Below are 12,871 nucleotides of genomic sequence, written 5' to 3' on the forward strand. Positions count from 1 at the left end.
GGGTCCATCCTGCCCGCCGGACCGGCCCGCCGACAGGGTCGTTCAGTCCCCCAGCATCCGCCGCAGCCACCGCACCCGCGCGGCGCGGGCCTCCTGCGACAGGGCGGCGTGCGGGGCGAACTGGTCGAAGCCGTGGAAGCCGCCCGGCCAGACGTGCAGCTCGGCCCGCCCACCGGCCTGCCAGATCCGGGTCGCGTAGGCGACGTCCTCGTCCCGGAACGTCTCCGCCGACCCCACGTCGATGAACGCCGGAGGCAGCCCCGACAGATCCTCCGCACGCGCCGGAGCGGCATATGGGGACACGTCCGGGCCGCCCCGAGCGTCGCCCAGCAGCGCGCTCCAGCCGGTCTCGTTCGAGGTCCGGTCCCAGACGCCCAGGCCCGCCATCTGGTGACTGGACGGCGTCTCGTTGCGGTCGTCGAGCATCGGGCACACCAGCATCTGCCCGGCCAGTTCGGGCCCGCCCCGGTCGCGCGCCATCAGCGCCACCGCCGCGGCCAGCCCGCCGCCCGCGCTGACACCCGCGACGATGATCCGTTCGGGGTCGATACCAAGCTCGGCGGCGTGCTCGGCGGTCCACACCAGACCCGCGTAGCAGTCCTCGACCGGCGCCGGATGCGGGTGCTCGGGAGCCAGCCGGTACTCCACCGACACCGCGACCACGCCGAGTTCCTGCACCCAGTCGAGCACCATCTCGATGCCCGAGCGGTTGTCCCCCAGGATCATGCCGCCGCCGTGCATGAAGTAGACCGCCGGCAGCAGCCCGGTCGTCCCGGCGGGGCGGCAGACCAGCAGCGACACGTCCGGCGCGCCCTCCGGCCCCGGCACCGCGCGTTCGGTGAACTCGACGGCCCCGCCGCGCCGCAGGTCGTCGTCGGAGGGGCGGAGCGCCGCCCGGCCCGTCCTGATCGCGGAGATCATGTCCAGGGTCATGCTCGGCGATATGAACTCGCGCAGCGCCTCCAGGGCGGCGTCCAGTTCCGGGTCGAACGGCGGGGGCGGCATGCGGTCGGTGGGGGCGGTCATCGTTCTCCCTGGTCGATGAGGGTGCACGGTCATCGGGTCGGCTTGCCCAGCAGTCGGCCCAGCCAGCGCAGGCGCGCGGCGCGGGCCTCCTGCGACAGGGCGGTGTGCGGGGCCATCTGGTCGAAGCCGTGGAAGCCGCCCGGCCAGACGTGCAGCTCGGCCCGGCCTCCCGCCTGCCAGATCCGGGTGGCATAGGTTACGTCCTCGTCCCGGAACGTCTCCGCCGACCCCACGTCGATGAACGCCGGAGGCAGCCCCGACAGGTCCTCCGCACGCGCCGGAGCGGCGTACGGGGACACGTCCGGGCCGCCGCGCGCGTCGCCCAGCAGCGCGGTCCAGCCGGTGTCGTTGGCGGTGCGGTCCCAGATGCCGAGCCCGGCCATCTGGTGGCTGGAGACGGTGTCGTTGCGGTCGTCGAGCATCGGGGACAGCAGCACCTGGCCGAGCAGCGCCGGACCGCCCCGGTCGCGCGCCATCAGGGCGAGCGCCGCGGCCAGCCCGCCGCCCGCGCTGGAGCCCGCCACGATGATCCGTTCCGGGTCGATGCCCAGCTCGGCGGCGTGCTCGGCAGTCCACACCAGACCCGCATAGCAGTCCTCGACCGGCGCGGGATGCGGGTGCTCGGGAGCCAGCCGGTACTCCACCGACACCACCGTGCACCCGAACTCCTGCGCCCAGTCCAGCATCTCGTCCAGCCCGAACCGGTTGTCGCCGAGGATCATGCCGCCGCCGTGCGTGTGGTAGATCGCGGGCAGCGCCCCGCTCGTCCCCGCCGGCCGGCAGATCAGCAGGCCGATGTCCGGCGCGCCCTGCGGCCCCGGCACCGAACGCTCCTCGACCTCGAAGGCCCCGTCCCGTTCGACCTCCTCCCTCGGGACGGCCATGTCGGCCAGGGCCTCCCGGGTCGCCGGGATCTCGTCGGCGGTCAGCCACGGGTTCACCTGCGCGGACAGGATCTCCAGCACGGCCGCCAGTTCCGGGTCGAACGGCGGGGGCGGGTACGAGGGGCGGGTCATGGTCTCTCCTTCGCCGAAGTGATGGCAGTCATGCTGCCCCGCGCCCCGGCCGTGCGGGCAGCGCCAGACGGCGGGAACCTTCCGCCGTTCGGCGGATCCGGTTCCGCGGCCTCATGACGCAAGACGTGACCTCCCGCAGGCCGGGGCGCCGGCCCGGAACACTCACCTCCCCGGCCGGTCGGGGGCGCGGAAATGGGCGAGGAACGGCTGGGCGCCGGCCACGCGTACGCGGTGGACCTCCGTGGGGACGAAGCCGTGGCGGATGCCGGTGGCGATGTCGGCCGGGTCGGGGAGCAGGAGCACGGCCGCTCCGTCCGGGGCCAGTACCCGGCGCAGTTCCCGCCACCAGCGGGCGGGGGATGCGGCGAGCAGGCCGTTCGGGCGGACCTGTGCGCCCCACGGCGGGTTGCACAGGACGCGGTCGACGCCGCCGTCCGGAAGCGGCAGGCGGGCGGCGTCGCCGTGCGTGATGGTGATGGGCAGGCCCGCCGCGTTCGCCCTCGCCGCGGCGACGGCGTCCGGGGACAGGTCCAGGCCGCGCAGCCGGGCCTGGGGCTGGTGGTACGCGGCCTCGATGAGGAGGGTCCCGGCGCCGCAGCAGGGGTCGAGGACGGTGTGGCCGGGGCGGATGCCGGCCATCCGGGCCATGGCGGCGGCCACCGGCGGATGCAGGGTGCCGGGGATCGACCGCCGCTTGTAGGGGCGGCGGTGCAGGGGGCGGGCGGCGATCCGCAACATGAGGGCGGTGTGCACGCCGTCCAGGGTCAGCCGCCACCCGCTGTGCGTCGGCGGGGGCGCCTGGCCGGAACGCCGCGAGTGGTAGGCCGTGCCGAGCCGCCGCGCCAGGGCCTCGCCCACGGCGTCCTCGGCGTCGTACCGGTTGAAGTTGCGCCTGCCCAGGAACGACGCCGACACCTCCACCCCGGTGAACGGCCCGGCATGGCGTTCCCGCAGCCTCATCGGTGCCGCCAGGTCGGCGTGCTCGGCCAGGTCCGCCAGCCGGAGCAGGCCCGGTCTGGCCGCGCCGATGTCCGGGCATCGCGCCACCAGCGCGAACACGTCGTCGGCGGTGGACAGCCCGGTCACCTGCGGGTCCGGCCGGGACGATCGGAAGTGGACCGCACGATGTCCCAGGTGCGTGACGGTCCCCAGGTCGAGGGCGAGTATCTCGGCGGCGACCACCGCCTCCAGCCCTCGTGTGCACCGCGCCACCAGGCGCGCCGCCGTCAACGGACGACGGGCACGCCGGGACGCGGGAAGTCGATCAGTCGCATGACGATCTGCGTTCTCCCACGTCGGCCCGGGACGGCGGCATGCCGCCCCGCATCGCCGGCGACGGGACGGGGCCTCGCTTCGCCGGCGGCGGCTCAACGCAGGAAGAAGAAGTTCATGCCGCCGATCGTATTCACCGTCGCGGCGGAGGCAACCGGATATCCGGCGGCGGTCGTCCTGCGGGAGACGTCTCCGTTGGCGCGGACTTGACCTCAAGTTTGGTTGAGGGAGGACTCTGGGGGTAAGCCCGGCGCATCGGGAAGGCGTGCAGGAGGAAACCGCCCATGTCCGCACAGCCCCTCAACGTCGCGATCATCACGGGGAGCGCCCTGCAGGGCCGGTTCAGCCCGGTGGTGACCGACTGGTTCGCCGCGCGCGCCCGGGACCGGCAGGACATGGCGATCGACGTCGTCGACCTGGCCGACACCCCGATCGCCCAGGGCTTCGCCGCCGCCCCCGACCCGGGGCTGGCCGACCGGCTGGCGGCGGCCGACGCGTTCGTGGTCATCACCCCCGAGTACAACCACAGCTTCCCCGCCCCCCTCAAGCACGCCATCGACCAGCACGTCACCGAGTGGCAGGCCAAGCCCGTCGCGTTCATCTCCTACGGCGGCATCTCCGGCGGCCTGCGCGCGATCGAGCAGCTCCGCCTGGTCTTCGCCGAGCTGCACGCCGTCACCATCCGCGACACCGTCAGCTTCCACCGCATCTGGGAGTGCTTCGACGGCACCGGCAGCCCCAAGGACCCCGAGGCCGACACCGCCGCCGACCTCCTCCTGGACCGCCTCGCCTGGTGGGGCCGCGCCCTCCGCCGGGCCCGCGCCGAAACCCCGTACGGCTCCTGACCCGGCCGGTCGCCGCCGCGCGACCGTCCCGCGGACGACGTGACGGCGAACCCTCCCGCCAAGGCGGCCACGCCCTGGAGGATCCCGCCGGGGTCGGTGTTCCGGCACGGGTCCGGTGTTCAGCCCAGCATCTTGAGCAGTTCGGCGACCAGGGGTCCGGACGAGGCGGGGTTCTGGCCGGTGATCAGGTTGCGGTCCACCACCACGTTCGGCTGCCAGGGCGCGCCCGCCCGGAAGTCGGCGCCGAGCCCGGTCAGCCGGTCCTGCAGCAGCCAGGGCGCCTTGCCTGCCAGACCCGCCTGCCGCTCCTCCTCGTTGGTGAACCCGGTGAGCCGGCGGCCGGCGAACGGCGAGCCGCCGTCCTGCCGCCGGGCCGCCAGCATCGCGGCCGGGCCGTGGCAGACCAGGGCGAGGGGCTTGCCCGAGTCGAGCGTCGCGGTGAGCAGCCGGCCGGAGTCGGCGTCGACCGCCAGGTCCTCCATCGGGCCGTGACCGCCCGGGTAGAACACCGCGTCGTAGCCGGCCAGGTCCACCTCCTCCAGCCGGACCGGACGCCGGAGCTCGGTGAACTCCTCCAGGGCGGCGGTGATCGCTTCGGCGCCCTCTTCGCCGCCGGTCGCGTCCGGCGTCAGGCTGGCCGCGTCGGGAACCGGGACCACGCCGCCCGGCGAGGCCACCGTCACCTCGTGCCCGGCCTCGGTCAGCGCCCGGTAGGGGATGACGGCCTCCTCGGCCCAGAACCCGGTCGGGTGCCGGGTCCCGTCGTTCAGCGTCCAGTGGCGGGCGCCGGTCATCACGAAAAGAATCCGCGCCATCGTGCTGTCCTCCTCGGTTCGTCTGCGGTCCGTCCCGGTGCCGGGTCCGGTGGGCCGCTCCCAAGCTAGCCGCCGAGCCATTTGAGGACTAATAGCATTGTCAATGTGAGCGATAGGATCTCCAATGGGCCACTGGACCTCGCCCTGCTGCGCACGTTCCTGGCGGTCTACCGGGCGGGCTCGGTCACCGCGGGCGCCCGCCTCGTCGGGCTGTCCCAGCCGACCGCGACCACCCAGTTGAAGGCCCTCGAGGAGCACCTGGGCCGACGGCTCTTCGAGCGGCTGCCGCGCGGGGTGGCGCCGACGCCGGTGGCCGATGAACTCGCCGCCCGGCTGGCCGCGCCGATGGACGCGCTGGAGGCGATCGCCGCCGGAGCCCCGGCGCACCGGCCCGCCCCCGAGCCCCCCGTCCACCTGGGCGGCCCCGCCGAGGCGCTGGCCGTCCTCGTGCTGCCCGCCCTGGCCCCCCTGGTCGAACGGGGCGTACGGCTGCGGATCACCACCGGCCTGGCCGACGACCTGCTGGCCGGGCTGCGCGCCGGGACCCACGACCTGGTGGTGTCGGCGATCCGCCCGCGCGGCCGGGCGCTCATCGCCGAACCCCTCATGGACGAGGAGTTCGTCCTGGTCGCCGCCCCCGCCTGGGCCGGACGCCTGGACCGGGACCGGCTCGCGGCCGACGGCGCGGCGGCGCTGGCCGGCGTCCCCCTGGTCTCCTACGCCGAGGACCTGCCGATCCTCCGCCGTTACTGGCGGCACGTCTTCGGCACCCGGCTGACCGCCGACCCGGCGATCGTCGTCCCCGACCTGCGCGGCGTTCTGGCGGCCGTCCTGGCCGGGGCCGGGGTGTCCGTGCTCCCGCACTACCTGTGCGCCGCCCACCTCGACGCCGGAACGCTGGTCCCCCTGCTCGAACCCGACGACCCGCCCATCAACACCGCCTTCCTCGCCCGCCGCACCGGCGGCCCCCTCCACCCGCACGTCGCCCTCGTCCACGACCATCTCCTGGAGGCGGCCCGCTCCTGGTAGAAGCGCCCGGCCGGACCTGCGGACACCGGGCGTCCACCGGCGTTCGCCGGTCAGCGGGCGCGGGCGGTGGCGACGACCAGGAGGGTGACGTCCTTCGGCCAGTACGGCGGGGGGATCCTGTCGAGGCGGTCGAACGCGGCGACCTCGACCGCGCGGGGCCACCACCGAACGTTCTCGACCCAGCGGCAGGCGGTGATGAACCGGCGGCCGGGAACGTCCACCGGGTGCCCGCGCTGGCGGCAGCGGTTGGGGACGGGAGACCAGTCGCCGCCCAGGGAACGGCCGATGAAGGCCACCGCCTCGGCCGGTGCCATGCTCCCGGGCAGGGCATGGACCGTCATGTCCGTGCGGCCGAACCCGCCTTCCAGCGTGTGGGTCATGGCCTGGGCCAGGTTGTCCACCCGGGTCTCGTACCGTTCGCCCTCCGGAATCCTGGTGGTGGCCCCCGGCGGCAGCGGAACGACGGGGAGCCCGCCCGCCCGGCTCCAGGCGTTCACGACGATCAGCCCGGCCACCAGCAGGAGCACTCCCGCTCCGGCGAGCAGGACGACGGTCCCACGGCTTCGCACAGACCCAGATTCCGCGATCACGGCGGCCACCGTCACGGCCCCCGGGCATCCGTCATGAGCAGGACACCCGGCGGACACCATGCGGCCATGAGCGGGGCGGCCCGCGTCTCCCGGGGGCTCGGGTCAGGAGTGGGGCTTCTCCCAGACGGAGACGTGGCGGCGGCTCTCGCCGGTGAAGGGTGCGCGGGTCCAGTCCTCCCAGCGGTGGCGCAGGCGCAGCCCGGCGATCTGGGCCATCAGGTCGAGTTCGGACGGCCAGACGTAGCGGAAGGGGATCGAGCGGAACTCACCGCGGCCGTCGACGATCTCGACGTAGTTGGAGCTCATCGCCTGGGTGGCGAAGTCGTACACGTCGTACGCCCACAGCGTGGGGCTCACGTGGAAGGGCAGGACGTTCTGGCCCGGCGGCAGCCTGCGCAGTTCGGGGACGCCGACCTCGATCACGAAGCACCCGCCGGGCTCCAGGTGCGCGGCGGCGTTGCGGAAGCAGTCCACCTGAGCCTGCTGCGTCGTCAGGTTGCCGATCGTGTTGAAGACCAGGTAGACGACCGAGAACGCGCCCGGCACCCGGGTCGTCGCGAAGTCCCCGATCGTCACGCCGATCTCGTCGCCGCCGGGTTTGGCGCGCAACCGGGCCACCATGGCCCGCGACAGGTCGATGCCGTGCACCGGCACGCCCCGGCGCGCCAGCGGCAGCGCGATGCGTCCCGTTCCGATGCCCAGTTCCAGCGCCCGGCCGTCACCGGCGAGCTCCGCCAGCACGTCCACCGCGGGCTCCACCACGGCCGGTGCGAACATCTCCGCGGTCGACTCGTCGTAGGTCGCCGCGACCTGCTCCCCGAAGTACCCGTCCGGATCGTTCACCCGCCGGACCGTAACCCCGAGGCCCCCGCCGACGCGACCGATTTATGCCCGCCTCAATCCCCGGCGGCACGACCACCGCGCCGCCTGCCGGGGCTGAGACGTTCACTCCCCCGAACGGCCCGTCGAACCGAGTCCTTGCGGCGGCTCCGTCCGAGCGCAAGGGCCGCCGGGGCGTCAGGTGTCGCGGCCTCCGGGGTGGCGGTGGCGCCAGGTCCAGAAGACGGCGCAGGACACCAGGGCCCATCCCGCGAGCACGGCGAACGGGAAGACGTGCTGGTGGCCGGGGAAGTAGATCGCGGTGTGCTGGGCGTTCACCGAGGCGCCCGGCGGGAGCCAGCGGCCGACGGCGGCGAGCGGGGACGGCAGCAGCGGCCAGGAGACGGCGCCGCCCGACGACGGGTTGCCGACGAGGACCATCAGACCCCAGGTGGGGATCATCGCCCAACGCCCGACCAGGGTGTTGAACATGGTGAAGACCATGCCCGAGGCGAACATGGTGAGGGCCAGGATCAGCCAGGACTCGGGGAAGGGCAGGTCCAGGGCGTCCAGCAGCCAGTCCACCGCCGCGGCGATGGCGAACCCGCCGAGCAGCGCGTACACCGCCGTGAAGGCGATCCGCTCGGGCGGGTTCAGCGCCCGCGCGTGGACGCTGAGCTGGATCGCCCCGACGAAGCCGACGACCACGGCGGCGAGCGAGATGTAGAAGACCGCCAGGCCGCGCGGGTCGCCGGGCTGGAGCGGTTTGATGTCGTGGACCGTGACCGAGACGCCGGTCTCCCGGCCCACCCGCGGCGCCGTCTGCCTCAGCAACTCGGCCACGGAGGCCCCCGAGGCCCCGGACACCTCGAGGACGGCCGCCGCCCCGGAGTCGCGGAACCGGAGGATCGCGTAGACCTCCTGCTCCTCCACCGCGTTCACGGCCGCCGCCCGGTCGCCGAACGGGTGGACCCGCACCGAGGCGTTCAGCGCCTTCTCCATCCCGGCGAGGAAGGCTTCGCCCCGCGTCCCCTGGTCGTCGCCCACCACGGCGACGGGGATCGAGCGCGGGGTGGGTTTCGCCATGGAGTACGTGTACGAGCCCGCGAAGAGTCCCGCCGCCACCGTGAGGATCACCGTCAGGACGGTGGCGGGCAGGAACGGCGACCGCCGGAACGCCCTCCACCGTTCCGTCAGGCCATGCCGCCCCTCATCGGCCTCCTGTGCCGCCCTCCCCGACATCCCACCACCTTAAGTCCCTGGTCAGAGCCGGTCTGGTGACGCCGGCCGCCCGGACGGGCGGATGTCGCTCCGACGCGATCGGCGGTTCCCGCGACGCGCCGGCGGACGGGTTGGCGGCGCTTCCGACAGGGAAATGCGGAAGGTGTTCGATTGACTACCCAAAGTCACGAGAATGGGGGAGTGATGTACGGACGTCGGGATGTGCTGCGGGCCGGGGCGCAGATCACGGCCGGTGGGATGGCCGCCGGGCTGGTGGGGGCGGCATCGGCCGAGGCCAGGCCGTGGGATCCGGCGGAGCCCGCGGCGTGGAGCGAGTTGCAGAAGTCGCTCAGCCCCAGGGCCTCGCTCTACCGGCCCGGCGATCCCGAGTACGCCCGGCTGGCCCCGCCGTGGAACATGCGCTACGACCACCTGCTCCCGGCGGGCGTCGTCGTGTGCGCCGACCGCAGGGACGTGCAGGCGGCGCTGCGGTGGGCCGCCAAGCACGGGATGCCGCTGACCCCGCGTTCCGGAGGGCACAACTACGCCGGCCACTCGACCACCTCCGGGCTGCTGGTCAGCCTGCGGCGGCTCAGGCACGTGACCGCGGACGGACGGCGGCTGTGGGTGGGCGGCGGGGCCACCAACTCCGACGTCTTCCAGGCCGGATCGACCAGGACGGGGCTGTACTTCCCCGGCGGGCGCTGCACGGGGGTCGGGGTCGCGGGGCTCACCCTCGGCGGCGGGCTCGGGTTCAACGACCGCAAGTGGGGGCTGACCTGCGACCGGCTGGTCGCCACCGAGGTCGTGCTCGCGGACGGGACCGTGGTGCGCGCCGGTGCCGCCGAGAACGCCGACCTGTACTGGGCGTGCCGGGGCGGGGCGGGCGGCAACTTCGGGATCAACACCGGGTTCCTGTTCGAGGCCGTGGACGTGTCGCGGACCGTCGCCACCGTCTTCGACCTGGTCTTCGAGCTGCGGCACGCGGCGGCGCTGCTGGAGATCGTCCAGGAGATCCTGCAGCGGGACGTCGCCGGGAACTTCGACATCCGGTTCGGCATGATCAACCACGGCGACGGCCGGACCGCCGTGACGATGCTCGGCCAGTACCTCGGGGACGAGACCACGACCCTGCGGCTGCTGGCCCCGCTGCTGGCGTACCGGCCGTCCAGGCAGGTCATCCGGCAGGACGGCTTCTGGCAGGCGCAGGGCTACCTGTCGGAGGGGGACGAGCGCGAGGCCATGGCGTCCCGCTCGCTGGTGCCCGGCCGATGGCTGGACAGGGCCACCGTCGAGGCCGTGGCCGAACGGATCCGCACCTGGCGGCCGGAGGGACGCGGCAACACGGTCTACGTCACGCTGTTCGCGATGGGCGGCGCGACGGCGACCGTCGACCCGCACGAGACCGCGTTCCCGCACCGCGACGCCACGTTCGTGATCGACGTCGGAACGACCTGGCGGCCCGCGACGACCGCCGAGGGCGTGCGTTCGCTCCTGGCCCAGACCCGCGCCGTCCACACCCTGCTGCGGACCCGGCTGGGCACGAACGCCGCGTACGTCAACTTCCCCGACCCCGAGATGGCCGACTGGCGCACCGCCTACTACGGCGCCAACTAACGGCGGCTCGTCCAGGTCAAGCGCCGCTACGACCCGCGGAACGTCTTCCGCCACCCCCAGGCCGTCGGCTCCTGACCACGACGCGGGCACGAGGCGGCCCCCGATCCGCCTCGTGCCCGCAGCACATGCGAGTCCCGCCCGAGCCGAGGTTTCACACGAAACGCCGGACGCGACCGGGGCCGGGCGGATCCCCCGGCCGATGTCCGTGCCGCGTTCTCGGAGGGGCGGCTCAGGCACTGCGTTCGAGTGCGGGGACCTGGGCGTCCAGTGGGGCGGCGATGGGAGGGCGGCGGCGGAGGCGCTGGTAGAGCAGGGCTCCGGCGGTGATGAGGAGGGGCCACAGCAGGTAGCGGCCCGAGATCGCCAGCAGGGCCAGGACCCCGGTCAGGCCGGCCAGGGCGGTCAGGTGGGCCTTGCTCCAGCGGGGCAGCAGGCGCAGGGCCGCGCCGATGCCGATGGCGTAGACGGCGACGAAGCAGCCGGTGGTGAGGAGCACCAGGGGTTCCTCGCCCACACCGGTCAGGGCCACGACCAGCAGGGCCGCGAACCCGCCGCCGGACACCACGGCCAGGCTCCGCCGCGGGACCTCCCCGGCGTGGCTGCCCCGGGCCAGCCACGCCGGGAACGCGCCGTCCCGGCCGAGCGCCGCGCCCAGCTTGGCCGCCCCCGCGTAGTAGGCGTTCATCGTGCCGAGCGTCAGCAGCAGCGCCGGAACGGTGGCGAGGGTGCGGGCGTCGCCGCCGAGGCCGGTCGCCATCAGCTCGCCGAGCGGGGCGCTGGTCTGCGCGGCGGCCGGGCCGAGCACCGCGACCACCGCGAACGCCACCGACAGGTACAGCACCCCGACCAGGACGACCGCCGCCGCCGTCGCCCGGGGCAGGTCCCGTTCCGGACGGCGGAACTCGCCCGCCAGGTGCGTGATCGCCTCCCAGCCCGCGAAGCTCCACACCAGCAGCAGCGCCGCCGGCCCGATCGCCGACCAGCCGTTCGGCGCGAACGGCTCCAGGTTGCCGGTCCGGGCGTGCGGCAGGGACAGCGCCACCGAGCACAGCAGCAGCACCACCAGCATCGCCGACAGCGCCACCTGCAACCGCCCGGTCACCCGCAGCCCCAGCGCGTTCGCCGCGGTCACCGCCGCCATCAGCACCGCCGCCGTGACGACCGTCGTCGCGGTCCCGCCCCCGAGCGCGGAGGCCGCGTACGCCCCTCCGAACAGCGCCGCGGCCGCCGCGCCCGGCGGGATCGCCAGGTAGAAGCACCATCCGACCACCGCCGCGATCCGCTCGCCGAACGCCAGGCGGGCATAGGTCGACACCCCGCCCGAGTCCGGGTACCGGGACCCGAGCGCCGCGAACGTCGCCGCCAGCGGAGCCGACAGCACCACCAGCCCGAGCCAGGCCACCAGCGACGCGGGCCCGGCCGCGTCCGCGGCCAGCGCCGGAAGCGCGATCACCCCCGTCCCGACCACGGCCCCCAGATACATCGCCGTCCCCTGAACGGCCGTCAGCCGCCCACCAGTCGTCGTCATGGCGTTCAGGTTCGCCGGGCCGGGCCGGAACCGACAGCGGCAGAAACGACGATGTCCGCTAAATTCCTGCCATGACACCGCACACCGTGGCCATGGCGGTCATCGCGGGCTCTCCGCCGTTCGAGCTGGCCGTGCCCTGGGAGGTCTTCGGCAGGGACCGCACCGACATCGCCGACCCCTGGTACGAGCTGCGGGTCTGCTCGGCCGACGGGGCCGGGTCGGTGCCGGCGGCGGGCGGGCTGCGGATGGACGCCCCGTACGGGCTCGACGCGCTGGCCGAGGCCGACACCGTGATCATCTCCGCCTGCCCGCGCCCCGCGCAGCTCGACCCGCCCCCGGACCTCATCGAGGCGGTGCGCGCGGCGCACCGGGCGGGCGGCCGGCTCGTGTCCATCTGCACCGGGTCCTACATCCTGGCCGCCGCGGGCCTGCTGGACGGCCGCCGCGCCACCACCCACTGGATGAACGCCGGGGACTTCGCGCGCCGCTTCCCCAGGGTGAAGCTCGACCCGTACGTCCTCTACACCGACGACGGCGACATCCTGACCTCGGCCGGCACCGGCGCCGCCATCGACCTGTGCCTGCACATCGTCCGCCTCGACCACGGAACGGCGGTCGCCAACGAGGTCGCCCGGCGGATGGTCGTTCCCCCGCACCGGGAGGGCGGGCAGGCCCAGTACGCGCGGCTGCTGGTCGCGCCCGAACCCGGCGACGGCCTCGGGCCCGTGCTGGACTGGGCGCGCGACCGGCTGAGCGAGCCGCTGACCGTTCCCCGGCTCGCCCGGATGGCCCACATGAGCGAACGCACCTTCGCCCGCCGGTTCCGGGCCGAACTGGGGATCACCCCGTTGCAGTGGCTGCTCCAGCAGCGGGTGCGGCTGGCCCAGGAACTGCTGGAGACCACCGACCTGCCGGTCGAGGAGATCGCCCGGCGCGCCGGGTTCGGCACCGCGGCGGGGCTGCGCCACCACTTCCGCCGGGTCACCAGCGTGTCGCCCCAGACGTACCGGCACGTGTTCCGCCACCGGACCGCTGGTCAGGAGGGTGTGCGCGGCACGCCACAGCCGGTGGAGGGCAGGGGAGCTTAAGGTTG

The 12,871-nt window shown here is 74.2% G+C and carries 11 protein-coding genes and 1 pseudogene; 4 read left to right on the forward strand and 8 right to left on the reverse strand.

The window, feature by feature from the left end:
* Positions 1-42 precede the first annotated feature (42 nt).
* From HNR21_RS03980 to HNR21_RS03990, 3 genes are all read right to left on the reverse strand, one after another.
* On the reverse strand, positions 43-1,026 hold the full coding sequence (locus HNR21_RS03980; RefSeq protein WP_182704098.1) for an alpha/beta hydrolase: 984 nt from the start codon (positions 1,024-1,026) through the stop codon (positions 43-45).
* A gap of 29 nt (positions 1,027-1,055) precedes the next feature.
* Entirely contained in the window at positions 1,056-2,042 is a 987-nt protein-coding gene (locus HNR21_RS03985; protein ID WP_182704099.1) for an alpha/beta hydrolase, read from the reverse strand.
* A 162-nt stretch (positions 2,043-2,204) separates the two neighbouring features.
* Positions 2,205-3,272 carry a methyltransferase domain-containing protein gene (locus HNR21_RS03990; RefSeq protein ID WP_182704100.1) on the reverse strand — a complete coding sequence of 356 codons (1,068 nt, stop codon included), beginning with the start codon at positions 3,270-3,272 and terminating at the stop codon, positions 2,205-2,207.
* A gap of 326 nt (positions 3,273-3,598) precedes the next feature.
* Here HNR21_RS03990 and HNR21_RS03995 point away from each other — a divergent pair, with 326 nt between their 5' ends.
* Positions 3,599-4,159, forward strand: coding sequence for an NADPH-dependent FMN reductase (locus tag HNR21_RS03995; protein WP_182704101.1), 561 nt, complete (start codon positions 3,599-3,601; stop codon positions 4,157-4,159).
* 119 nt (positions 4,160-4,278) lie between these two features.
* Here HNR21_RS03995 and HNR21_RS04000 read toward each other — a convergent pair whose 3' ends face one another.
* A complete protein-coding gene (locus tag HNR21_RS04000) occupies positions 4,279-4,974 on the reverse strand; it encodes a type 1 glutamine amidotransferase domain-containing protein (protein ID WP_119731379.1) in 696 nt (231 codons plus the stop codon).
* 105 nt (positions 4,975-5,079) lie between these two features.
* Between HNR21_RS04000 and HNR21_RS04005 the strand changes: the two genes are divergently transcribed.
* A complete protein-coding gene (locus HNR21_RS04005) occupies positions 5,080-6,003 on the forward strand; it encodes a LysR family transcriptional regulator (RefSeq protein ID WP_182704102.1) in 924 nt (307 codons plus the stop codon).
* A gap of 50 nt (positions 6,004-6,053) precedes the next feature.
* Here the strand turns inward: HNR21_RS04005 and HNR21_RS04010 are convergent, their stop codons facing one another.
* The 3 genes from HNR21_RS04010 to HNR21_RS04020 all read right to left on the reverse strand — a co-directional run bounded on the left by HNR21_RS04010 (position 6,054) and on the right by HNR21_RS04020 (position 8,654).
* The gene (locus HNR21_RS04010; RefSeq protein ID WP_182704103.1) at positions 6,054-6,572 is read right to left on the reverse strand and encodes a hypothetical protein; all 519 of its coding nucleotides are present in this window, start codon (positions 6,570-6,572) and stop codon (positions 6,054-6,056) included.
* 123 nt (positions 6,573-6,695) lie between these two features.
* Positions 6,696-7,436 carry a class I SAM-dependent DNA methyltransferase gene (locus HNR21_RS04015; RefSeq protein WP_182704104.1) on the reverse strand — a complete coding sequence of 247 codons (741 nt, stop codon included), beginning with the start codon at positions 7,434-7,436 and terminating at the stop codon, positions 6,696-6,698.
* 174 nt (positions 7,437-7,610) lie between these two features.
* Positions 7,611-8,654, reverse strand: coding sequence for an ABC transporter permease (locus HNR21_RS04020; protein ID WP_182704105.1), 1,044 nt, complete (start codon positions 8,652-8,654; stop codon positions 7,611-7,613).
* Between the two features lie 396 nt (positions 8,655-9,050).
* On the opposite strand from HNR21_RS04020, the pseudogene HNR21_RS04025 reads away from it, so the two are divergent.
* A pseudogene (locus tag HNR21_RS04025) lies at positions 9,051-10,325 on the forward strand (FAD-binding oxidoreductase).
* Between the two features lie 154 nt (positions 10,326-10,479).
* On the opposite strand, the gene HNR21_RS04035 reads toward HNR21_RS04025, so the two are convergent.
* The gene (locus HNR21_RS04035) at positions 10,480-11,778 is read right to left on the reverse strand and encodes an APC family permease (RefSeq protein ID WP_182704107.1); all 1,299 of its coding nucleotides are present in this window, start codon (positions 11,776-11,778) and stop codon (positions 10,480-10,482) included.
* Positions 11,779-11,849: 71 nt separating this feature from the next.
* On the opposite strand from HNR21_RS04035, the gene HNR21_RS04040 reads away from it, so the two are divergent.
* Positions 11,850-12,866 (forward strand): GlxA family transcriptional regulator, encoded by a 1,017-nt coding sequence (locus HNR21_RS04040; RefSeq protein WP_182704108.1) that lies wholly within the window; start codon positions 11,850-11,852, stop codon positions 12,864-12,866.
* Positions 12,867-12,871: the final 5 nt, after the last annotated feature.

The sequence above is a fragment of the Thermomonospora cellulosilytica genome (assembly GCF_014138835.1).
Lineage (GTDB): Bacteria > Actinomycetota > Actinomycetes > Streptosporangiales > Streptosporangiaceae > Thermomonospora > Thermomonospora amylolytica.